Origin of the sequence: Pantoea sp. PNT03, assembly GCF_014852515.1 — a bacterium.
GTDB classification, from domain to species: domain Bacteria; phylum Pseudomonadota; class Gammaproteobacteria; order Enterobacterales; family Enterobacteriaceae; genus Pantoea; species Pantoea leporis.
In genome coordinates this window covers 809,254-831,377 of the sequence record NZ_JACVBT010000001.1, presented here as the reverse complement: position 1 = coordinate 831,377, position 22,124 = coordinate 809,254, and the positions used below count along the sequence as shown (strand labels likewise).

The window sequence follows — 22,124 nt, the reverse complement described above, 5'->3', positions numbered from 1 at the left end:
CTGCCCCCCATGAATAAGACTCTGCAACGCAACGATACCCGTGAACACCTGCTCGCTATTGGCGAGCAGGTTTGTTTACAGCGCGGCTTTACCGGCATGGGTTTGATCGAGATGCTGGCGCTGGCGGAAGTCACGAAAGGCTCGTTCTACCACTATTTCGGTTCGAAAGAGGCCTTTGGCGTGGCGCTGATTGAGCGCTACTTCAGCCATTTCCAGCAGCAGATTGATCAGCAGTTGAGTCTGCCCGATTTAACGCCGACCGAGCGGTTGTTAGCGCATTTCCGCTATGGCGAACGGCTGTTTATCGAGCAAGGTCATATTGTTGGCTGTCTTGGCGTAAAATTGTCAGCCGAAGTGTGCGATCTCTCTGAGCCGATGCGCGATGCACTGCAACAGGGTGCCAACGCCATTATCGCTGCCTACACGCGCTGTTTGACTGAGGTGGCAGCTGAGCAGCCGCTGCCGTTTGGGCAAACGCCGCAGCAGCTGGCGCAGCGCTGCTACTTGCTGTGGCTTGGAGCCAGTTTGCAGAGCAAGATTTCCCGAGAGCCGGGCCCGATTAGCCTGGCACTCGACACCATCGAACAGTGGCTGATAAGTCACTGATTTTTAAAAACCCCATTTACTAGACGACCGGTCTTCCTGGAGCAATAAATATGGCGAGTAAGCAGCTGTTCTCCCCACTTAAAGTGGGCGCGATTACCGTACCGAACCGCATTTTCATGGCCCCGTTGACGCGTCTGCGCAGCATTGAGCCGGGCGATATCCCTACGCCGCTGATGGCAGAATATTATCAACAGCGCGCCAGTGCCGGTTTGATCATCACCGAAGCCACCCAGATCTCTTTCCAGGCGAAAGGCTATGCCGGTGCGCCGGGTCTGCACACACAGCAGCAAATTGCCGCGTGGAAAGTGATTAACGAAGGCATTCATGCCGCCAACGGTCACAGCGCCGTGCAGCTGTGGCACACCGGCCGCATTTCTCATAACAGCGTGCAGCCCGAAGGCAAAGCGCCGGTCGCCCCATCCCCACTAGCGGCAGGTACGCGCACGTCCCTGCGCACCGCGGATGGTTCTGTTTATCGTGAAGACACCTCCGTGCCACGCGAGTTGTCAGTGGCTGAAATTCAGCAAATCGTACAAGATTTTGGTCAGGCCGCCGCCAATGCGCGCGAAGCCGATTTCGACCTGCTGGAGCTGCACTCCGCGCACGGCTATCTGATGCACCAGTTCCTCGCACCAGGCTCAAACCAGCGTACCGATGAGTACGGCGGTTCGATTGAAAAGCGTGGCCGTTTCGCGCTGGAAGTGGTGGATGCGGCGATTGCTAACTGGTCTGCCGATCGTATCGGTATCCGCGTTTCGCCAATCGGTGCTTTCCAGAATCTGGACAATGGCCCGGAAGAAGAAAAAGCGGCGCTGTGGTATATCGCCGAGCTGGGCAAACGCGGCATCGCCTATCTGCACCTTTCTGAGCCAGACTGGGCGGGCGGACAGCCTTACAGCGATGCATTCCGTGAAAAAGTGCGTGCCCTGTTCCCAGGCGTGATCATCGGTGCCGGTGCTTACACCGTTGAGAAAGCCGACGATCTGATTGCGCGTGGCCTGATTGACGCCGTGGCCTTTGGTCGCGACTTTATCGCCAACCCGGATCTGGTTGCCCGTCTGCAGCAGGATGCGCCACTCAATCCGCAGCGTCCTGAGAGTTTTTACGGTGGCGGCGCGGAAGGTTATACCGATTATCCAACCCTGTAAGAAAATGGCTGCCGCGGCGGATAGGCGGCAGCGTTATTTCATCAGTGTGTATACTAAGTTGCTTGTCATGCACTGATGACGTTTTAAAAAAAGAGGATGTTATGCGTTTACTTCACACCATGTTACGCGTTGGCGATTTACAACGTTCAATCGATTTCTACACCCGCGTGCTCGGCATGCGCGTACTGCGTCAAAGCGAAAACACCGAGTATAAATACACTCTGGCATTCGTTGGCTACACCGAAGAGAGCGAGGGCGCGGTGATTGAGCTGACTTACAACTGGGGCGTGGATAAATACGATCTCGGCAACGCTTACGGCCATATCGCGCTGGGCGTGGACAATGTGGCTGACACCTGCGAACGCATTCGCAGCGCGGGCGGCAACGTAACGCGTGAAGCGGGCCCGGTAAAAGGCGGTTCGACTATTATTGCGTTTGTTGAAGATCCAGACGGCTACAAAATCGAGCTGATTGAAAACAAACATGCCGGTCACGGCTTAGGCAACTAAGGTTGCTCGTCAGCCTGCTATTTGCAGGCTGACTTCCCTCTCCTGCTGCACCCTCCTGCGATTTTTGCCATAATGCGCGCTGCCCTATTTATTGCCATGAGATCCTGATGTCTGAATCGAACGCTTTAAACGCTCTCCACCAACGCTTCCGCGGTTTTTATCCTGTTGTGATCGACGTTGAAACTGCGGGTTTCAATGCTCAAACCGATGCACTGCTGGAAATTGCAGCCACCACGCTGAAAATGGATGAAGACGGCTGGTTGCACCGCGATGAAACGCTGCACTTCCATGTGGAACCGTTTGAAGGCGCCATTCTGAATCCTGCGGCGCTGGCGTTTACCGGCATCGATCCCACCAATCCGCTGCGCGGTGCGGTAAGCGAATATGAAGCCCTGCATGCGATTTTTAAAATGGTGCGCAAAGGCACCAAAGATAGCGGCTGCAATCGCGCCATTATCGTGGCGCACAATGCCACTTTCGATCTCAACTTCGTGATGGCGGCCGCCGAGCGCGCCAGCCTGAAGCGCAATCCGTTCCACCCGTTTGCCACTTTTGATACCGCGGCACTGAGCGGTTTAGTGCTGGGGCAAACCGTGTTGGCGAAAGCCTGTAAAGCGGCGGGAATGGAGTTTGATAGCACGCAGGCGCATTCGGCGCTGTATGACACCGAGCAAACCGCGACGCTGTTCTGTGAGTTGGTAAACCGCTGGAAACGCCTGGGCGGCTGGCCGCTGGCTTTTAGTGAAGAATCCGCAGACGAGGCGTCTGCCGGGTAACTAAAGAAAAGGCCGACATGTGTCGGCCTTCTGCATTATTCCGCTTCTTTATACTTCTCAGCGGTATCTTTCAGCAGTGGCTGAAGTTCACCGCGCTGGAACATCTCAACGATGATGTCGCAGCCGCCGACCAGTTCACCATCGACCCACAGCTGCGGGAAGGTTGGCCAGTTAGCGTATTTTGGCATTTCAGCGCGAATATCCGGGTTCTGCAGAATGTCCACGTAAGCGAAACGCTCGCCACACGCAGAAAGCGCCTGCACGGCTTGCGCCGAAAAACCACAGCTTGGCAGCTTTGGCGAACCTTTCATGTACAGCAGAATCGGGTTTTCTGCGATCTGACGCTGAATTTTTTCAACAGTACTCATTATTGCCTTCCTTAATCTTCTACTTCGTGTTTGTTTATTGTAGCGATTTCGCTCCCGGACTGAAAACGGGATTTTGCGTTTGCACTGGCTAATCGCCATGTTTGTTAAGTTAACGCATGACAAATAACATTTTCATATCATTAATTGGCATTAATAAATTAATAATTAGCAATAATTTCGCTGTGTTAACCAGCTGAAATCGCTCATTTTTGCTACAGAATCAATCTGGTAACATATTAATAGAAAAAGGCCTTACCTTTTGTAAAAAAAGTGGATTAGAATTGCCTCGGCGCTGGTCACTTGATCAGATTTCTCTCACTTTTACGCAGTCTGCTATGATTCAGCCTGCTTAACCTGTAACCGGATTATGCGTCTACTAATTACGCTTTTCATACTGGCTTTCGCCCAACTGTTCTTTAATGTGGCCGCTGCATCTCCGCATGCGCCCGTTAACGCCAGTTCGCTTAAAGCAGAGAAAAAGAGCGCACGTGAAGACGAGCGCCGCAAACGACGTCCGGTAAAAACCACCACCAAAAAATCGCGTCTGACCGCTGTTCAAAAATTCAAACTCAAAAAACAGACCAAAACAGACATCGCGCTGCACAAAACCACCAGCAAAAAATCCCCGCTGAAACTCTCTGCTAAGAAATACGGTCATCAACGTTTAGCGAAGAAAACGCCCGAGATCGCCGTCGATGATGAAGCGTTAGCGCTGACCGGCATCAAAATGAGTAAAGCGCACCGCCAGCGTTATCAAAAAGCGCGTGAAACGGCGATGACCAAATTAATGGGTCAACTCGGCAAACCTTATCAGTGGGGCGGCGCTTCGCCACACACTGGTTTCGATTGCAGCGGCCTGGTATGGTACGCCTATAAAGATCTGGTGAAATTCAAACTGCCACGCACCGCCAATGAGATGTATCACCTGCGTGATGCGGCACCGATTAAGCGTGAAATGCTGGAGAAAGGCGATCTGGTGTTCTTCCGCATCAACAATCGCGGTACCGCCGACCATGTGGGCGTTTATCTTGGCAATGGCAAATTCATTCAGTCGCCGCGTACCGGCAAAGATATTCAGATTAGCGCATTGGGTGAGGATTACTGGCAGAAGCACTATGTGGGCGCGCGTCGTATGATGACGCCAAAAACCATTCGCTAGTTGTTGCGCAACAGACATAAAAAGCCGGATGCTGTTCTCAGCTCCGGCTTTTTTGTTAGTGCATGATCGCGGTAAAGCTGAAGGCGATAATCATCAACAGTGCGCCAACAGTGGTCATTAGCGCCAGCTTCAGGTCGGTATTCATCACAACTCCTTAGTCACACAATTATTAGGGTTAAGGCGATTTTCGCATAGCAATAGGCAAAAATCTCGTGTTATCCGCGCCAGCTTGCTAGAATCGCCGCCTTTCGTTGCGCAACAGATTTTGCGCAGGCTGTATTTACAGCGTGATGAAGTGATTTTACCTGCTTGAACATGCCGTTTTGCCCGCTTTTTTGGGCTGTAAAAGCATTAGCAGACGCAAACGTTTAACAATATACTTATCAGTAAGTTGCGATAAGCCCAGGAGCACCATTTTCATGGCAACAATTAAAGATGTCGCAAAACGCGCGGGTGTCTCAACCACCACGGTTTCGCATGTCATCAACAAAACGCGTTTCGTTGCGGAAGAGACGCGTAACGCCGTATGGGAAGCGATCAAAGAATTACACTACTCGCCGAGTGCCGTGGCGCGTAGTCTTAAAGTCAATCACACCAAAACTTTGGGTCTGCTGGCGACCTCCAGCGAAGCGCCCTACTTCGCTGAAATTATCGAAGCGGTGGAGAACCGCTGCTTCGAACGCGGCTATACGCTGATTCTCGGCAATGCGCACAACGATCTGCAAAAGCAGCGCGCTTACCTGTCGATGATGGCGCAAAAGCGCGTCGATGGCTTGCTGGTGATGTGTTCGGAATATCCAGACGATTTGCTGCAGATGCTGGAAGAGAACCGCAATATCCCCATGGTGGTAATGGACTGGGGCGCGTCACGCGGTGATTTCACCGATACTGTGCAGGACAATGCATTTCAGGGCGGCTATCTCGCCGGGCGTTATCTGATTGAACGTGGCCATCGCGATATCGGTGCCATTCCTGGCCAAATGGAGCGCAACACCGGCGGTGGACGTCATGCTGGCTTCCTGCAGGCAATGAACGAAGCGGGCATTACGGTGCGTCCCGAGTGGGTGGTTCAGGGCGACTTTGAGCCTGAATCGGGCTATCTGGCGATGCAACAGATCTTAAATCAGAAACAGCGTCCAACCGCGGTGTTCTGCGGTGGCGATATCATGGCGATGGGCGCGATTTGCGCTGCTGATGAGATGGGTTTGCGCGTACCGCAGGATATCTCGGTGATTGGCTACGATAACGTGCGCAACGCGCGCTATTTCACACCAGCGCTCACCACCGTGCACCAGCCAAAAGCTGAACTGGGCGAAAAAGCGCTGGAAATGCTGCTGGATCGCATCACCAGCAAGCGCGAAGATCCGCAAACTATCGAAGTCCAGCCAACGCTGATTGAACGCCGTTCGGTGGCGTACGGTCCGTTCCGCGACTACCGCCGCTAAGCCAACACTTCGCTGAGCCATTCGTGGTTCAGCGTTTCCGCATCCCCGAGATAAGCCAGTAACCACGCCAGCGCCGGTGACGCGCGCTGTTCTGACCAGCTGACGCAGCACGGACTGTCCGGAAACGCCTGCGGTAGCGCCAGCTCGACCAGTTTTTGGCTGTCCAGCAGTGGACGCGCCAAATGGCCAGGCACCATACCGACGCACAATCCTGCCAGCAAACAATCCATCCCGGTTTCCCACTCTGGCACCACCAACCGCCGCTGATTATCCAGCGTCCATGTCATACGGCGCGGCAACGCACGCGAGGTATCTTCCAGCACCAGCGATGGCCACGCCCGCAAGGTTTCATCATCCAGCTCCTTGCTGTTAACCAGCGGATGATCGGGACTCACCACACAACGCCAGTTCAGCGCGCCCATATCCTGAAAAGCAAAACGTCCGCCCACCGGGATGGCCTGAGTTGCGCCAATCGCCACATCCACCCGACCATCAGCCAACGCATCCCACACGCCGTTGAACACTTCGTAGCTGATAATCAGCTCCATGTCGGGAAAATGGCGGTAGAAGTCTTTCACTAACTGTCGCGTACGCTGCGGTTTTACTATGCAGTCAACCGCGATGCTCAACTCGCCGCGCCAGCCATTTGCCAGTTGCTGACACTGTCGGCGAGTTGCCAGCATTTTTTTGATAACAGAACGGCCTTCCCGCACAAAATGCTCGCCCGCCGCTGTCATCACCACTTCCCGATGCTGGCGCTCAAACAGCGGCACCGCCAGCCAGTTTTCCAGCTGGCGCACAGTGTAACTGACGGCAGAGGGCACGCGATGCAGCTCCTGCGCTGCCGCGCTAAAACTGCCGGTGCGCGCTACTGCATCCACCACTTCAAGCGCATATTCTGACCACATAATTTTGCCTTCAAAAATTTTAACAGCACCATGCAAATATTAGCGTTTCACAAAGCGTGCTGCATCCTTTTACACTCCCCGGCGTTTACCCTGCCCAAAAGAGAATCAACATGTTGTCGTCTAAAGCATTTATGCCTTATCTCGCCGTGCTCAGCATGCTCGGCTTTCTTGCCACGGATATGTATTTACCCGCCTTTGGCGATATGCAGCGTGATTTTGCTAGCGCACCCGGCACCATCAGCGCCAGCCTGAGTCTGTTTCTCGGCGGTTTTGCCTGTGCCCAGGTATTTTGGGGACCGCTATCAGATCGTTATGGACGTAAGCCGATTTTGCTGGCGGGCCTGGCCATCTTCGCCCTCGGTTGTCTGGGAATGCTGTGGGTGACCGATGTCCGCCTGATGCTGGCGCTGCGTTTTGTGCAGGCGATTGGCGTGTGTGCGGCTGCCGTGAGCTGGCAGGCGCTGGTGGTGGATCACTATCCAAAAGCGAAAGCCAATAAAGTGTTTGCAACGATTATGCCGCTGGTTGCGCTGTCTCCGGCGCTGGCACCGCTGCTCGGCGCCTGGCTGATCGGCCACTTCCACTGGCGCAGCATCTTTATCACGCTGACGCTGGTTGCCGTGGTGTTGCTGATCGGTACGATGCAGTTAACCTCGCCTAAGCGCGAGAAAGTCGCCTCAGGTAAACAACCCGGCTGGTTGACTTTGCTAGGTACCCGCGTCTACAGCGGTAACGTCTTAATCTATTCGGCATGTTCGGCGAGCTTTTTCGCGTGGCTGACGGGCTCACCTTTCATTCTCGCCGCAGCTGGCCTGACGCCGGGCGATATTGGCCTGAGCTATATTCCGCAGACCATTGCGTTTCTGATTGGCGGCTTTGGCTGCCGCGCGCTGTTAAATCGTTATCAGGGCGCGCAACTGCTGCCGTGGTTGCTGGTGCTGTACAGCCTGAGTATTTTGAGTCTGTTTGTCATCGCTCTAATGCCTTCAGCGCCGCTGTTTGTGCTGCTGATGCCCTTCTGCGGCATGGCGCTGGCCAATGGCGCGATCTATCCGATTGTGGTTGCCAGCGCATTAGCGCCCTTCCCGCATGCCACCGGTAAAGCGGCGGGATTACAGAACTTATTCCAGTTGGGATTGTGCTTTGTCGCCAGCCTGCTGGTCTCCGCCGGCCTTGAGCAGGCGCTGTTCAACACCACATTAGTGATGGTGGCCACCGTGGTACTGGCGTGGGCGGGCTTTGTCTGCCAGCGATCGGCAAACGCACAAAGTGATATTGCCCACACTTCCCGTCCCTGCGAAGATAATCTCTAAGCCAACGCTTTTCGTTAGCAAACTAACGATAACCCGTTGAATATTGACCCACGTGAGCATATACTCAGTGGGTCAGTAATTCTGTATTAAATCAATAATATAAATGTAATACCTTTAGCGACTCTGTCGCGGGATGGCGTCTGCACGATACTCCAGTGCGGCGTCCAACTTTTCTATTCAAATTCATGCCTCTGTAAAACGTCGGATTTCTGGCGCACGGATTTTCCGTGAGTTCTCTCACAGGTCTTGGGAAATTGGCTATTCTTTTTCTCAGGTTCAGATCGGAAGGTGATGGAGAAGCTATGAGTTCATCTGTTATAGAAGAAGTGAGCCTTGAAGAAAACCACTGGTTTCGGATCGTCAATGAACTGCTAGAGCGTGCTGATATTGCAGTTAATGGCACTCGTCCCTGGGATATTCAGGTAAAGCATCCAGATTTTTTTAAACGCGTGCTCGAGGAAGGATCGCTCGGATTAGGTGAAAGTTACATGGATGGTTGGTGGGAGTGCGAACAGCTTGATATGTTCTTCCATCGCGTTTTAAAACACCATCTGGATAAACAATTACCGCGGCATTTTAAAGATACGTTGCGCATCGCCGCCGCGCGTCTTACTAATTTGCAATCGAAAAAACGCGCCTGGATTGTGGGTAAAGAGCATTACGACCTGGGTAATGATCTTTTCTCACTGATGCTTGACCCCTATATGCAATATTCCTGCGGCTACTGGAAAGATGCTGATACGTTGGAAAACGCGCAGCAGGCCAAACTGGATATGATTTGCCGCAAGTTACAACTTGAACCGGGCATGACGCTGTTGGATATCGGTTGTGGCTGGGGCGGACTGGCGGAATATGCCGCACGCCATTATGGCGTCACGGTGCATGGCGTCACTATTTCTGCAGAGCAACAAAAACTGGCACAACAACGCTGTGAAGGACTGGATGTCACTATTTTACTGCAGGACTATCGCGACCTGAATAATCAATATGATCGCATTGTTTCTGTCGGAATGTTTGAACATGTCGGGCCGAAAAACTATGCCACTTATTTTGATGTTGCTGACCGCAATCTCAAACCAGACGGCATATTTTTACTGCACACCATTGGTGCCCTCACAACGGATATGAATGTCGATCCGTGGATTGATAAATATATCTTCCCGAACGGTTGTCTGCCGTCGGTACGTCAAATCGCTGATGCCAGTGAGCCACATTTCGTCATGGAAGATTGGCATAACTTTGGCGCAGATTACGATACGACGTTAATGGCATGGTATGAACGTTTTCAGGCGGCGTGGCCGCAGCTGGCTGAGAAATATGGCGAACGTTTTAAACGAATGTTCGACTATTATCTCAACGCCTGCGCCGGTGCGTTTCGTGCCCGTGATATTCAGCTGTGGCAGGTGGTATTCAGTCGTGGCAAGGATGGCGGATTACGCGTAGCGCGTTAATGAGCTTGCAGAAATAAATCAAGGCGCCGCAGGGCGCCTTTTTTAGCGCCATTATTCTGCGCTGGCAATCTGCGCCAGTGCAGCAGCTTCACGCTGCGCTAATACGCGTTCAACGGTTTCCACAATGGCCTGCGTATGAGGATCAATCTCAATATTGACCTTCTGACCAAACTTCTTCGCGCCTAACGTGGTGCGCTCGAGGGTTTCCGGAATCAGATGCACACAGAACTTGCTTTTGGTAACGTCGCCAACGGTCAAACTAATTCCGTCGATACCCACAAAACCTTTATGCAGAATATATTTGATCTGCGTGGCGTCCTGTAATTTAAACCAGATTTCGCGGTTGTTTTCTGACTGGATGATTTTGCAAATTTCCGCCGTGGTCATAATATGGCCAGACATTAAATGGCCGCCAATTTCATCACTGAACTTCGCTGCACGCTCAATATTCACTACATCCCCGACCTGTAATTCACCCAGGTTGGTAATGCGCAATGTTTCTTTAATCAGATCGAAGCTAACCCGATCGCCATTAATCTCGGTCACAGTTAGGCAGCAGCCGTTGTGGGCTACCGATGCGCCCAGCGCCAGTCCCGGTAACAGGTCATCCGGTAAGCGCACAATATGGGTACGAAACAGATCTTTCTCTTCAATGCCGACAATTTCTGCCGTGCCTTGCACAATTCCAGTAAACATAATCTTAGCCTCTGCAAAGTTTGCGTCAGTTTATCACAGCTTGTCGGCGGCAGCTTAATTTGGCGGAGTTCAAACTTTACACAAATTGCTAAACAAAATGCGATCAACGTTTGGCGGAAGCCAGCGCTGCCGCTACACTGTGCGCGCATTCTTTGGGGATTTCGCCCCGCTCTCTTCATTAATTAAGCAGGTGTAACGTGCAGAAGTATTTTACCGAAGCGCGTCAATTGCTGGCCCTCGCGATCCCGGTCATCCTTGCTCAGGTGGCCCAGACTGCGATGGGATTTGTAGATACTGTTATGGCCGGTGCGGTAAGCGCCACGGATATGGCCGCCGTCGCTGTCGGCACCTCTATCTGGCTTCCCGCCATTCTGTTTGGTCATGGTCTTCTACTGGCTTTGACGCCTACCGTTGCGCAACTCAACGGTTCAGGACGACGCGAACGTATCGCGGAACAAGTACGCCAGGGATACTGGATGGCAATCGGTGTTGCACTCCTGATTATGGTGGTGCTGTGGAACGCCGGTTATCTGATTAACACCATGCATGATATCGATCCTGAATTGGCCGCCAAAGCCGAAGGATACCTGCATGCGTTGCTGTGGGGCGCACCAGGTTACCTGCTGTTCCAGGTGATGCGCAACCAATGCGAAGGTTTGTCGAAAACCAAACCGGCGATGCTGCTCGGCTTCCTCGGCCTAATGGTGAACATTCCGCTCAACTATGTGTTCATTTACGGCCATTTTGGTATGCCGGCCTTAGGCGGCGTCGGCTGCGGCGTGGCGACGGCATCGGTCTATTGGGTGATGTTCCTGGTGATGCGCTTCTGGGTGAAACGCATGGCAAGCATGCGCGACATCCGTATGAAAATGCGCTGGTCTGCACCGTCACGTGCGATTTTGTCACGCCTGTTCACGCTGGGTTTGCCGGTGGCATTGGCGCTGTTCTTTGAGGTGACGCTGTTTGCCGTGGTGGCGCTGTTGGTATCACCGCTCGGTATCGTGAAAGTGGCCGGACACCAGATTGCACTCAACTTCAGCTCGCTGATGTTCGTGTTGCCGCTGTCGCTCGGCGTCGCCACTACCATTCGCGTTGGCTATCGGCTGGGACAAGGTTCGGCCGAACAAGCGCGCGTTGCTGCGTGGACCGGGCAAGGCGTCGGCATCAGCATGGCGGCCATCACCGCACTGTTTACCGTGATTTTCCGTCACGATATCGCTGGCCTGTACACGGCAAATCCAGAAGTCATTACCCTTGCGGCACAGCTGATGTTGCTGGCGGCGATTTATCAGTTCTCAGATTCAATTCAGGTGATTGGCAGCGGTATCTTGCGCGGTTATAAAGACACGCGCTCGATCTTCTTCATCACCTTTATCGCCTACTGGGTGCTGGGTTTGCCGGTGGGTTATGTACTGGCGATGACGGATTGGGTATTGCCGAAGTTGGGTCCCGCCGGCTTCTGGTGTGGCTTTATTATCGGCCTGACCTCCGCAGCAGTGATGATGATTTGGCGCATCCGTCGTTTGCAGCGCCTGCCTGCGCAGGTCATCCTGGCGCGCGCCGCGCGCTAAGTGGCTGGTAACGGCGAAAAAAACGACGCATAGCACAGTTGCTGGTCAGTCGTAGGGGAAAAACACTTTTTCCCCTTGCCAGCATCACGGCCTGCCGTTAATATTCGTCCCCGCTGTCGCCCTGACAGCGTGTTGCGCTCTTAGCTCAGTTGGTTAGAGCACCACCTTGACATGGTGGGGGTCGATGGTTCGAGTCCATTAGAGCGCACCAAGTGCGTCCGTAGCTCAGTTGGTTAGAGCACCACCTTGACATGGTGGGGGTCGGTGGTTCGAGTCCACTCGGACGCACCAATTTTGTGAATTTCCTCAATGCGCTCTTAGCTCAGTTGGTTAGAGCACCACCTTGACATGGTGGGGGTCGATGGTTCGAGTCCATTAGAGCGCACCACTCTGGTTTTATCTCCTTGCGCAACACCTTTTTCTTGATCTGCATCGTCTATATCGCGCCGCTTTTATATTGGTTTTCGCATACTTAGCGACTATACTATGCCGCGTTGTTCCACCTGAAAGGTTTCAGCGCTAACGTGCCTATGCAAACAACTCCAATGATTTGCGCAACACTGATCACTCAGTTGCCTCGCGTACTGCATAACTTCTCTGCACGCTTTGCTTTCGTCTCCTATTCTTATTTCTGTGAAATCCGATCCAACACCATAAATATTCTCACTTCGGTGCCGTGCGCATCGAATCCCGACCTTTATCATCCATCACAACTTATAGAAAACCTGACATGAAAAAGACCAAAATCGTTTGTACTATCGGTCCAAAAACCGAATCCGAAGAAATGCTGACCCAACTGCTGGAAGCGGGCATGAACGTGATGCGCCTTAACTTCTCGCACGGGGATTACGCTGAACATGGCCAACGCATTACCAACATGCGTGCCGTTATGGAAAAAACCGGTCGTCAGGCCGCTATTCTGCTGGACACCAAAGGTCCGGAAATTCGTACCATGAAACTGGAAGGCGGCAACGATGTGTCGTTGAAAGCCGGCCAGACCTTCACCTTCACCACCGATCAGTCAGTCATTGGTAACAGCGAACGTGTTGCCGTGACCTACGCCGGCTTCACTGAAGACCTGAAAATTGGTAACACCGTTCTGGTCGACGATGGTTTGATCGGTATGCAGGTCACAGAAGTGACTGAGAATTCAGTAATCTGTAATGTCCTAAACAATGGCGATCTGGGTGAGAACAAGGGCGTTAACCTGCCAGGTGTCTCCATTCAGCTGCCTGCATTGGCGGAAAAAGATAAACGCGACCTGATCTTTGGTTGCGAGCAGAACGTTGATTTCGTCGCCGCTTCGTTTATCCGTAAGCGTTCTGACGTGCTGGAAATCCGTGAGCACCTGAAAGCGCATGGCGGCGAGCATATCCAGATCATATCGAAAATCGAGAACCAGGAAGGCCTGAACAACTTCGATGAGATCCTCGAAGCCTCAGACGGCATCATGGTTGCTCGTGGCGACCTCGGCGTTGAGATCCCGGTTGAGGAAGTAATCTTCGCGCAGAAGATGATGATTAAGAAATGTAATAAAGCACGCAAAGTGGTCATCACCGCGACGCAGATGCTGGATTCCATGATCAAGAACCCTCGCCCTACCCGCGCGGAAGCCGGCGACGTGGCGAACGCCATCCTCGATGGTACCGATGCGGTCATGCTGTCTGGTGAGAGTGCTAAAGGTCGTTATCCACTGGAGTCGGTCACCATCATGGCGACCATCTGTGAGCGTACCGACCGCGTGATGAAATCGCGCATTGACTCGCTGCAGGACTCACGCAAGCTGCGCATCACCGAAGCGGTATGCCGCGGTGCCGTTGAGACTGCAGAGAAGCTGGAAGCACCACTGATTGTTGTAGCCACCGAAGGTGGTAAATCTGCTAAAGCTATCCGTAAGTATTTCCCGGATGCCACCATTCTGGCGCTCACCACCAACGAAACCACCGCTCGTCAGCTGATTCTGAGCAAAGGTATCGAAACTCATCTGGTGAGAGAAATTGCCTCAACTGATGATTTCTACCGCATTGGTAAAGAAATGGCGCTGGAAAGCGGATATGCGCAGAAAGGCGATGTGGTGGTAATGGTTTCAGGTGCATTAGTACCAAGCGGAACGACAAACACCGCGTCTGTACATGTAATCTGATTAGCAACTGAATTTTTATTTAAAAGCGCCTTTTAAAGGCGCTTTTTTTATTGCCGAGGTAATACAAAAGCCAGAAATTTCCAATCGAAATTAACTATTCAAAATCTCGTATGATTAAGGTTAGTCCGATTAAATCTCTCTGTTTTAGCTAATTATTTTCATCATCTTCTGTTAAATGCTGTTTCTTTGAGCGAACGATCAAATTTAAGCATGTTCTCATCAAAAATTTATTCTCAACTCAAAAAGCTTTGTGTAATACTTGTAACGCTACATGGAGATTAACTCAATCTAGAGGGTATAAAGAATGAATCGCACTAAACTGGTACTGGGCGCTGTAATCCTGGCTTCAACTATGCTGGCTGGTTGCTCAAGCAACGCTAAAATCGACCAACTGTCTTCAGACGTTCAGACTCTGAACGCTAAAGTTGATCAGCTGAGCAACGACGTGAACGCAATCCGTTCTGACGTTCAGGCTGCTAAAGATGACGCAGCTCGTGCTAACCAGCGTCTGGACAACCAGGCTCACTCTTACCGTAAGTAAGAGTTCTGGTTTGAAAAATGGTGCCCATGTGGCACCATTTTTTTTGTCCTGATTCTGCGATTCTCTGGTCCGAATTCAGGGCTGCGCCACGGCCTCACCACGCTGCTCCATTGGTACTGCGCTTTCATCTGTCACCGGCTCACCGCTGCTCACTAATACCGGCATTCCGGAACGTCGGGCTATCGCTTCCTTGATCAACGCCGTATCACTCTTCTCGCTCTTCGAGAAGGCTTTCAGCTGCGCTGACTGCGCAATCGGCATGGTTTGCGGATCGTCCTTATCATTACGTGATAACGGCTGATGCACTTCAACGTAGCGCTTACCGTCGGGCTCAATCGCATATTTGATGGGCTGATTGATCACCTGCACCCGCGTCCCTTTCGGCACGCTATTGAACAGCGCTTCAATATCATCCGGTCGCAGGCGAATGCAGCCGGAACTCACGCGCATGCCAATACCAAAGTCAGCATTGGTGCCGTGAATCAAATACTGACCGGTCCCACGCGCCAGACGCATCGCAAACAGCCCCATTGGGTTATCAGGCCCGGCTGGCACCACGCCCGGCAAAGTAATGCCCTCTTTGGCGTAGCGCTTGCGGATATTGGTGGTTGGCGTCCAGGTAGGATTCGGGATTTTCTGGCTGATGCTGGTGACCATGGTTGGCGTCATAGCGCCTAACTGACCAATCCCGATCGGATAGACGACCACACGATCTTCACCTTTCGGATAATAGTAAAGTCGCAGTTCCGCGAGGTTAATCACGATACCTTCCCGTGGTGCATCGGGTAGCAGCATCTGCAGTGGCACGGTTAATTGTGTGCCAGCCTTGGGTAGCCAGGGATCAACGCCTGGATTAGCTTCAAGCATGCCGAGCATGCCTATCTTATAACGTGCGGCAATGCTCTCCAGCGGCCGCTTGTCATCCGGCACGGTGGTCAGGGTGTTTTCGCCAATCAAACGGCTGTTATCGGCTGGTAGGGGATATTCCGTAGCAAATGCAGGTGCAGAGAGTCCGCAACAGGACAACAGCAATGCACCGGCTAAACGTAAGGCTGGTTTCATGCAATTTTCTCTTTGTCGGATAGAACAGACCCCGGTCAAGCCGGGGTCTGGAGAGTGTAACTTAGCTGAGGGTCTGAGCGTTATGCCGGATCGCGCGAATCATCGCTTCCAGCCCCTGCGAACGCGAGGGAGTGAGATGTGAGGTCAGCGCCAATTCGCCGAACCAGTGGCGCACATCGAGATCGAGAATCTCTGACGCCTTAAGCCCTTGATACAGACTAAATACCACTGCAATCAACCCCTTAACGATGGCGGCATCGCTATCGCCTTCGAGGGCGATGGTGCCATCGGCCTGCGGGGTCATGCGTATCCACACCTGGCTCTGACAACCTGAAATCACGTGCTCCGGCTGCTGTAAGCTTTCGGAGGATTCTGGTAATTTCCCACCGAGTTCAATGATGTAGAGGTACTTCTCTTCCCAGTTTGCGCAACGATTGAAGTTACGCACTAATCTCTCTTTATCTGGCAAATTCGCCATGAATCACTCCTGAAGTCTGCTCAACCGCCCAGCAGACGATGAATACGGGTCAAACCTGCGGCCAGACGATCGGCTTCTTCTTCGGTGTTGTACAGCGCGAAGGAGGCACGACACATGGCCGGCACCGCATAATGACGCATCAGCGGCATCGCACAGTGATGGCCGGTGCGGATCGCAATACCGTATTGATCAAGGAAACTACCGACATCAAAGGCGTGATGGTTGCCGAGGTTGAAGGCCACCACGCCGCTGCGACTTTCCGGACCGTAAATCACCAGATCCGGCACCGAAGCCAGTTTGTCCAGCGCATAACGCATCAGCATCGATTCGCGCTGATGAATCACGTCCAGGCCCAGTTCGCTGATCCACGTTAACGCCGCACCCAAACCAATGATGCCGCCGGTATTCGGCGTGCCCGCTTCGAAACGCCATGGCGTAGTGTTAAAGGTGGTGCCGGTTGGCAGCACAACCTCCGAAATCATCGAACCGCCGCCTTCCCAGGGTGGCATGATCTCCTGCAACGCTTTACGCGCATACAGCACACCAATGCCAGTTGGACCATAAATTTTATGGCCGGAGAAAGCGTAGAAGTCGCAGTCAATATCCTGCACATCCACCGTGTGATGCATCACCGCCTGCGCGCCATCCACCAACGTAATCACACCAGCGGCTTTCGCTTGTGCCACGATAGTTTTTACGGGATTGACGGTGCCGAGCACGTTAGAAACGTGGGTGACCGCCAGCAAACGGGTGCGGCTATCAATCAAGCCGCTCAGCTGTTCCAGCGCCAGCTCGCCCTGCGCATTCAGCGGCAAAACGCGAATTTCTGCGCCGGTACGCTGCGCCACCATTTGCCACGGCACGATGTTAGCGTGATGCTCCATCACGGTGACGATGATGTTGTCGCCCGGCTGCAACTGACTGCCGCCCCAACTGTTCGCCACCAGATTGATGGCTTCCGTGGTGCCTTTGACGAAAATAATCTCTTCTGGCGAAGCGGCGTTAAGAAAACGCGCGGCCTGATGACGTACGTTCTCCATGTCGGTGGTCGCCTGCGCGCTCAACGAATGGATACCACGGTGCACGGCCGCATAGCCGTGCTGGTAGAAATAACTTTCCGCATTGATGACCGCGAGCGGGCGCTGTGCACTGGCCGCGCTATCAAGGTAGGCCAGCGGATGTCCGTTGACCTCACGTTTCAGAATCGGAAATTCCGCTCTGATGCGTTCGAGATCGAAACTCATGACTCAACTCCCGGGATACGCGCGGCAATGCGCTGCAGCACCACCTGACGCAATACCGGATTCTCCAGCGTTTCGGTGAGTTCAGCGGCAAAGGCATGGATGATCATACGCTGTGCGGCAGTCTCATCGATGCCGCGCGAGCGCAGGTAGAACATCTGCTCTTCATCAATACGACCAATGGTCGCACCGTGGCTGCACTTCACGTCATCCGCATAGATTTCCAGCTGCGGCTTGGTGTCCACTTCAGCCAGACGGCCCAGCAACAGGTTGTTGTTAGTCATCTGTCCATCGGTTTTCAGCGCGTGCTGCGCCACTTTGATCATGCCGTTGAACACCGCACGACCTTTATCGCGCGCGATGACTTTATGCATCTGACGGCTGGTGCAGTAGCCTTTGTTGTGTTCCAGATAGCTGCGGGTATCGCACACTTCCTGATTCACCGGCAACGACAAGCTGTTGATCGCCAGATTGGTATTTTCGCCATTCAGCTGCGCGCTGGTGTTGTGACGCGATAAGCCCGCACCCAGCAGGAAGCTGGTAGTGGCCACATTCGCATCGCGGCCCATCACCACATCATTGTGCGCGAAGTGGTAAGCCTTCTCGCTCTCAAATGACAGTTTGATGTGCTGCAGTTTGGCATTGTCGGCCACGTCGAAAGTGAAACGCGCGCCGGTAAAGTGCGCCACGTCATTCAGCGTGACATAGTGCTCAATCACTTCCGCTTCTGCGCTGGCTTCCAGCTGCAGATGGTGGCGATGGTGCACGGTGTTGGTGCCCGCGTCCTGACCGCTGGTGATGTGCAACAGATAAAGCGGTTTAGCCGCTGATTTGCCACGCGCCAGACGAATTGTCGTGGCTTCTTCTGCCAGACTTTCAGTAAGATGCAGGAACACTTCTGGCTGAATCGGTGCCGGCAGCGGACGACGATCAGAAGCCTGCGCATGCTGAATTTCAAACAGGCCGGTATCGCGGCTGCTCAATTCAGCCTGAAAACGGCCGTCAACAAACACCAGACGCACCGCATCAATCGGCAGCGCCAGCGCTTCAACTTGTTCCGCGCTCACTTGCTGCGGCTGCGGCAGCACAAACTGCTGCGCCAATAGGCCATCAAGCGGCGTGTATTTCCAGTTTTCATGCTTACGCGTCGGCAGGCCGACACGCATCAGTTGCTGCCAGTGCTGCTGCGCCTGCAAAGAACGTTCGTCACCGCGCGATTCAAACAGATGATGCCACTGCTGCATGGCGTTATCACTCCTGGTCGGTAAGCCAGCCATAGCCTTGCTCCTCCAACTGTTTCACCAGCGAGAAGTCGCCAGATTTAACGATCTTGCCCTGATACAGCACGTGTACGTGGTCCGGCTTGATGTAATCCAGAATACGCTGGTAGTGCGTCACGATGATGAATGAACGCTTACCGTCGCGCAGGCTGTTTACGCCTTCTGCCACGATTTTCAGCGCATCGATATCCAGACCGGAGTCGGTTTCATCAAGGATACACAGCTCAGGTTCCAGTGCCGCCATCTGCAGGATGTCGTTACGCTTCTTCTCACCACCGGAGAAGCCCACGTTCACTGAACGGGTCAGCAAATCTTCTGGCATCTTCAGCAGCTGGATTTTATCTTCGATGAAATCCTGGAAGTCGAAACGGTCCAGCGGCTCCTGCTCACGGTATTTACGTACCGCGTTGACCGAGGTCTGCAGGAAAAACTGGTTGCTGACGCCCGGAATTTCTACCGGATACTGGAACGCCATGAAGATGCCTTCACCGGCACGCTCTTCTGGCTCAAGTTCCAGCAGGTCTTTGCCCTTGAAGGTGACAGAACCGCCAGTGACTTCGTAATCTTCACGGCCAGCCAGCGTTGCAGACAGGGTACTTTTACCTGAACCGTTCGGTCCCATGATGGCGTGGACTTCGCCCGGTTTCACTTCGAGGTTCAGACCGCGCAAAATCTCTTTGTCTTCAACGCTAACCTGCAAATCTTTAATGCTTAACATACTCTTTCCTTCACATTGCTTCCGGCAACGGGCATCAGCCCACACTGTGCTCAAGGCTGATAGCTAACAATTTTTGCGCTTCCACGGCGAATTCCAGTGGCAGCTCGGAGAAAACGTCTTTGCAGAAGCCGTTGACGATCATTGAGATCGCATCTTCTTCGCTGATGCCACGCTGCAGGCAGTAGAACATCTGATCTTCACCGATGCGCGAGGTGGTGGCTTCGTGCTCCAGATGGGCGGTGTTGTTGCGCGTTTCCACATACGGGAAGGTGTGCGCACCGCACTCGGCACCAATCAGCATCGAGTCACACTGGGTGAAGTTACGCGCGTTGGTCGCGGTTGGCATAATTTTCACCAGGCCACGATAGGTGTTCTGACTCTTACCGGCAGAGATACCTTTGGAGATGATGGTCGACTTGGTGTTTTTACCAATGTGAATCATCTTGGTACCGGTATCCGCCTGCTGGCGGCCTGCGGTCAGTGCGACCGAGTAGAACTCACCGATCGAGTAATCACCGCGCAGAATGCAGCTTGGATATTTCCAGGTGATCGCCGAACCGGTCTCAGACTGTGTCCAGGACATCTTGCTGTGATCGCCTTCGCACAGAGCACGTTTGGTCACGAAGTTGAGGATACCGCCCTCGCCTTCGCCGCCTGGGAACCAGTTCTGTACGGTGGAGTATTTCACTTCAGCGTTTTTATGGATGATCACTTCTACCACTGCGGCGTGCAGCTGATAGGTGTCACGCACAGGCGCAGAGCAACCTTCGATGTAGCTGACGTAGCTGTCTTCATCGGCGATCAAAATGGTGCGCTCGAACTGACCGGTTTTTGCCGCGTTGATGCGGAAATAGGTCGACAGCTCCATCGGGCAACGTACGCCTTTCGGGATATAAACGAAGGTACCGTCAGAGGCCACAGCGGAGTTCAGCGCAGCGAAGAAGTTATCGTTTGGCGGCACGACGGTGCCGAGATACTTCTGCACCAGCTCAGGGTGATCGTGAATCGCTTCGCCGAACGAGCAGAAGATGATGCCCTGCTCCGCCAGCTTGCCGCGATAGGTGGTTGAAACGGAGACGGAGTCGAAAATCGCATCCACCGCCACTTCACGACCTTCACGCACCGGAACGCCTAACTGGTTGAACGCGTCTTCCACTTCCTTCGTCAGGTAGTCGCTGGACGCGACGCTGCCGGAGGTTTGCGTGGCACCGGGTTCAGAAGCACAGCTGTCATCGCAGTTGCCGCAGGACGGCGCGGAATAATAGCTGTAATCCTGATAATCCAGTTTCTCGTAGTGCGCTTTCAGCCAGTGCGGCTCTTCCATTTGCTCCCAGGCGCGGAACGCCTTGAGACGGAATTCAAGCATCCATTCAGGTTCGTTACGTTTAGCCGAAATGGCGCGCACCACATCTTCATTGATGCCGTGGGCAAATTCTTCAGTTTGTAACTGGGTAAAGAAGCCCTCTTTATAGTTGAGCTTACCTTCCCACATTTGTACATCGTCAGATGCTTCGCTGTGTCGTGACATATTTCACTTACTCGACGCCAAAGCTTTCACCGCACCCGCAGGCGTGTTGAGCTTTAGGGTTGTTGAATTTAAAAATCTGGTTAAGACCTTCGCGGACATAATCCAGCTCGGTACCGTCAACAAACGGCATCGCCTGAAGTGGCACAAACAGTTTTGCGCCGAATTGCTCAAACTGCAGGTCGTCATCGGCAGGATCTTTCACCAGGTCCATAACGTACCCAAAACCGGCACAACCGGACGTTTTCACACCCAGTTTCAAGCCCTTGACTTCAGGGTCTTGTTCTACCAGGTTAAGAATCTGTTTCGCTGCCGATTCGGTCAGCGTGAGCCCTTTCCAGACGAAATCTTCGGGTGAAAAAGAGTCGGCATTTACTGATGACATTGTGCTACCTCGTATGTCTGGGCCTTTTCAGGCTATCCCCCTATGGTAGTGATATCAGATATCACTTCAACCTCTTGTTTTGCAGGGATAATCATCTCGTGCTGTTTTTTGCTGCTGCTTTATTAAGCATAGTCGCTTAAAAGCAGATTGACGGCAGCATTCCCGTGCGCGCCTGACCAACGTAACCCGTTAAATTGTCGTAAAATTTCCAAAATCAATTTTACGTTTCCATCCTGATTGATAGGTTACGCCTTTCCACTATGTAAAGAAATTGTTATTACCGATTTTAGTAACAGGCAGAGGAAATCAATAAAATTTCACAGCGGGAATTGCATTCCTGACGCGGTTTAATATGATAATGATTATCATTAACCTAAAAAGGTGGCGATATGACGCTTACCGTCTCAGCCTGGTTACAACATAAAATCGACGAATATAAGTTTTCGGTGCGTGATATCACCGTTGACTTCTACATGGCTCAGGCAAAGCTCAACCGCACTGATTGCACGCTCGACCAACTGCGTCGCTTTAACGACACCTGTCTTGATATGGCAGAAATCTGCGAAATCAACGGCGACGATCACAGCTTTCTGCATGCCATGGGCAAGCTCCATCACCGCTTAGTGCAGGAGATGGGCAATGCCGATCGTGACCGTTTGTTCCGGATTCAGGCCTATCAACTGGCGCGCCTGTCATTAACACGCTTGTGTCATCAACTGGCGCTCAGCGGCGAGTGGGATCAAGCCACCCGCCTGCAGAGTGATTTTGTTCGCCACGCAGGCTGGATATTCTAATCCAGCT

23 protein-coding genes and 3 tRNA genes are annotated in these 22,124 nt (G+C 52.9%); 15 read left to right on the top strand and 11 right to left on the bottom strand.

Features of this window, described 5'->3' with window-relative positions:
- The first annotated feature begins 9 nt into the window (after positions 1 to 9).
- The 4 genes from IB226_RS03945 (at position 10) to rnt (ending at position 3,039) form a co-directional block, all read left to right on the top strand.
- Positions 10 to 606, top strand: coding sequence for a TetR/AcrR family transcriptional regulator (locus IB226_RS03945; RefSeq protein ID WP_101764545.1), 597 nt, complete (start codon positions 10 to 12; stop codon positions 604 to 606).
- 50 nt (positions 607 to 656) lie between these two features.
- The gene (locus IB226_RS03940) at positions 657 to 1,754 is read left to right on the top strand and encodes an alkene reductase (RefSeq protein ID WP_192233656.1); all 1,098 of its coding nucleotides are present in this window, start codon (positions 657 to 659) and stop codon (positions 1,752 to 1,754) included.
- 101 nt (positions 1,755 to 1,855) lie between these two features.
- Positions 1,856 to 2,263, top strand: a complete 408-nt coding sequence (gene gloA, locus IB226_RS03935; RefSeq protein ID WP_007892766.1) for a lactoylglutathione lyase — start codon at positions 1,856 to 1,858, stop codon at positions 2,261 to 2,263.
- A gap of 107 nt (positions 2,264 to 2,370) precedes the next feature.
- Positions 2,371 to 3,039 (top strand): ribonuclease T, encoded by a 669-nt coding sequence (rnt, locus tag IB226_RS03930; protein ID WP_110866034.1) that lies wholly within the window; start codon positions 2,371 to 2,373, stop codon positions 3,037 to 3,039.
- A 35-nt stretch (positions 3,040 to 3,074) separates the two neighbouring features.
- Here rnt and IB226_RS03925 read toward each other — a convergent pair whose 3' ends face one another.
- Entirely contained in the window at positions 3,075 to 3,410 is a 336-nt protein-coding gene (locus IB226_RS03925) for a Grx4 family monothiol glutaredoxin (protein ID WP_192234503.1), read from the bottom strand.
- 364 nt (positions 3,411 to 3,774) lie between these two features.
- On the opposite strand from IB226_RS03925, the gene IB226_RS03920 reads away from it, so the two are divergent.
- A complete protein-coding gene (locus tag IB226_RS03920) occupies positions 3,775 to 4,566 on the top strand; it encodes a C40 family peptidase (RefSeq protein ID WP_101764548.1) in 792 nt (263 codons plus the stop codon).
- 55 nt (positions 4,567 to 4,621) lie between these two features.
- Here the strand turns inward: IB226_RS03920 and IB226_RS03915 are convergent, their stop codons facing one another.
- On the bottom strand, positions 4,622 to 4,711 hold the full coding sequence (locus IB226_RS03915; protein WP_007892756.1) for a YnhF family membrane protein: 90 nt from the start codon (positions 4,709 to 4,711) through the stop codon (positions 4,622 to 4,624).
- Between the two features lie 274 nt (positions 4,712 to 4,985).
- Here IB226_RS03915 and purR point away from each other — a divergent pair, with 274 nt between their 5' ends.
- Complete coding sequence (gene purR / locus IB226_RS03910; RefSeq protein ID WP_101764549.1) at positions 4,986 to 6,011, top strand: HTH-type transcriptional repressor PurR; 1,026 nt, start codon at positions 4,986 to 4,988, stop codon at positions 6,009 to 6,011.
- On the opposite strand, the gene punR is transcribed toward purR, so the two are convergent.
- Positions 6,008 to 6,919: a DNA-binding transcriptional activator PunR gene (punR, locus tag IB226_RS03905; RefSeq protein ID WP_192233654.1), complete on the bottom strand. Its 912-nt coding sequence runs from the start codon at positions 6,917 to 6,919 to the stop codon at positions 6,008 to 6,010. The genes purR and punR overlap by 4 nt on opposite strands.
- 110 nt (positions 6,920 to 7,029) lie before the next feature.
- Between punR and punC the strand changes: the two genes are divergently transcribed.
- Both punC and cfa read left to right on the top strand, forming a co-directional pair.
- Positions 7,030 to 8,232 carry a purine nucleoside transporter PunC gene (punC, locus tag IB226_RS03900; protein WP_192233652.1) on the top strand — a complete coding sequence of 401 codons (1,203 nt, stop codon included), beginning with the start codon at positions 7,030 to 7,032 and terminating at the stop codon, positions 8,230 to 8,232.
- 302 nt (positions 8,233 to 8,534) lie between these two features.
- Positions 8,535 to 9,683: a cyclopropane fatty acyl phospholipid synthase gene (gene cfa, locus IB226_RS03895; RefSeq protein WP_110866031.1), complete on the top strand. Its 1,149-nt coding sequence runs from the start codon at positions 8,535 to 8,537 to the stop codon at positions 9,681 to 9,683.
- 51 nt (positions 9,684 to 9,734) lie between these two features.
- Here the strand turns inward: cfa and IB226_RS03890 are convergent, their stop codons facing one another.
- Entirely contained in the window at positions 9,735 to 10,379 is a 645-nt protein-coding gene (locus IB226_RS03890) for a riboflavin synthase subunit alpha (protein ID WP_101764552.1), read from the bottom strand.
- Between the two features lie 197 nt (positions 10,380 to 10,576).
- Between IB226_RS03890 and IB226_RS03885 the strand changes: the two genes are divergently transcribed.
- From IB226_RS03885 to IB226_RS03860, 6 genes are all read left to right on the top strand, one after another.
- Complete coding sequence (locus IB226_RS03885) at positions 10,577 to 11,950, top strand: MATE family efflux transporter (RefSeq protein WP_110866029.1); 1,374 nt, start codon at positions 10,577 to 10,579, stop codon at positions 11,948 to 11,950.
- A 134-nt stretch (positions 11,951 to 12,084) separates the two neighbouring features.
- Positions 12,085 to 12,161: transfer RNA gene (locus IB226_RS03880), tRNA-Val, on the top strand.
- Positions 12,162 to 12,164: 3 nt separating this feature from the next.
- Positions 12,165 to 12,241 (top strand) — tRNA-Val (locus tag IB226_RS03875).
- 20 nt (positions 12,242 to 12,261) lie between these two features.
- Positions 12,262 to 12,338: transfer RNA gene (locus IB226_RS03870), tRNA-Val, on the top strand.
- A gap of 342 nt (positions 12,339 to 12,680) precedes the next feature.
- The gene (pykF, locus tag IB226_RS03865) at positions 12,681 to 14,093 is read left to right on the top strand and encodes a pyruvate kinase PykF (RefSeq protein ID WP_110866028.1); all 1,413 of its coding nucleotides are present in this window, start codon (positions 12,681 to 12,683) and stop codon (positions 14,091 to 14,093) included.
- Positions 14,094 to 14,397: 304 nt separating this feature from the next.
- A complete protein-coding gene (locus tag IB226_RS03860; protein ID WP_007892735.1) occupies positions 14,398 to 14,634 on the top strand; it encodes a major outer membrane lipoprotein in 237 nt (78 codons plus the stop codon).
- 75 nt (positions 14,635 to 14,709) lie between these two features.
- On the opposite strand, the gene IB226_RS03855 is transcribed toward IB226_RS03860, so the two are convergent.
- The 7 genes from IB226_RS03855 to sufA all read right to left on the bottom strand — a co-directional run bounded on the left by IB226_RS03855 (position 14,710) and on the right by sufA (position 21,323).
- On the bottom strand, positions 14,710 to 15,696 hold the full coding sequence (locus IB226_RS03855) for a L,D-transpeptidase family protein (RefSeq protein WP_101764555.1): 987 nt from the start codon (positions 15,694 to 15,696) through the stop codon (positions 14,710 to 14,712).
- A gap of 61 nt (positions 15,697 to 15,757) precedes the next feature.
- Positions 15,758 to 16,174: a cysteine desulfuration protein SufE gene (sufE, locus tag IB226_RS03850; RefSeq protein WP_101764556.1), complete on the bottom strand. Its 417-nt coding sequence runs from the start codon at positions 16,172 to 16,174 to the stop codon at positions 15,758 to 15,760.
- Positions 16,175 to 16,194: 20 nt separating this feature from the next.
- A complete protein-coding gene (gene sufS, locus IB226_RS03845) occupies positions 16,195 to 17,418 on the bottom strand; it encodes a cysteine desulfurase SufS (protein WP_192233650.1) in 1,224 nt (407 codons plus the stop codon).
- Positions 17,415 to 18,692, bottom strand: coding sequence for a Fe-S cluster assembly protein SufD (gene sufD / locus IB226_RS03840; RefSeq protein ID WP_192233648.1), 1,278 nt, complete (start codon positions 18,690 to 18,692; stop codon positions 17,415 to 17,417). The genes sufS and sufD overlap by 4 nt, the downstream gene beginning before the upstream one ends.
- Complete coding sequence (gene sufC, locus IB226_RS03835) at positions 18,667 to 19,413, bottom strand: Fe-S cluster assembly ATPase SufC (RefSeq protein ID WP_008102973.1); 747 nt, start codon at positions 19,411 to 19,413, stop codon at positions 18,667 to 18,669. The genes sufD and sufC overlap by 26 nt, the downstream gene beginning before the upstream one ends.
- 34 nt (positions 19,414 to 19,447) lie before the next feature.
- Entirely contained in the window at positions 19,448 to 20,941 is a 1,494-nt protein-coding gene (gene sufB, locus IB226_RS03830) for a Fe-S cluster assembly protein SufB (RefSeq protein WP_101764559.1), read from the bottom strand.
- A 7-nt stretch (positions 20,942 to 20,948) separates the two neighbouring features.
- Entirely contained in the window at positions 20,949 to 21,323 is a 375-nt protein-coding gene (gene sufA / locus IB226_RS03825) for a Fe-S cluster assembly scaffold SufA (RefSeq protein WP_007892717.1), read from the bottom strand.
- A gap of 389 nt (positions 21,324 to 21,712) precedes the next feature.
- Between sufA and IB226_RS03820 the strand changes: the two genes are divergently transcribed.
- Positions 21,713 to 22,117 carry a hypothetical protein gene (locus IB226_RS03820; protein ID WP_101764560.1) on the top strand — a complete coding sequence of 135 codons (405 nt, stop codon included), beginning with the start codon at positions 21,713 to 21,715 and terminating at the stop codon, positions 22,115 to 22,117.
- Positions 22,118 to 22,124 lie beyond the last annotated feature (7 nt).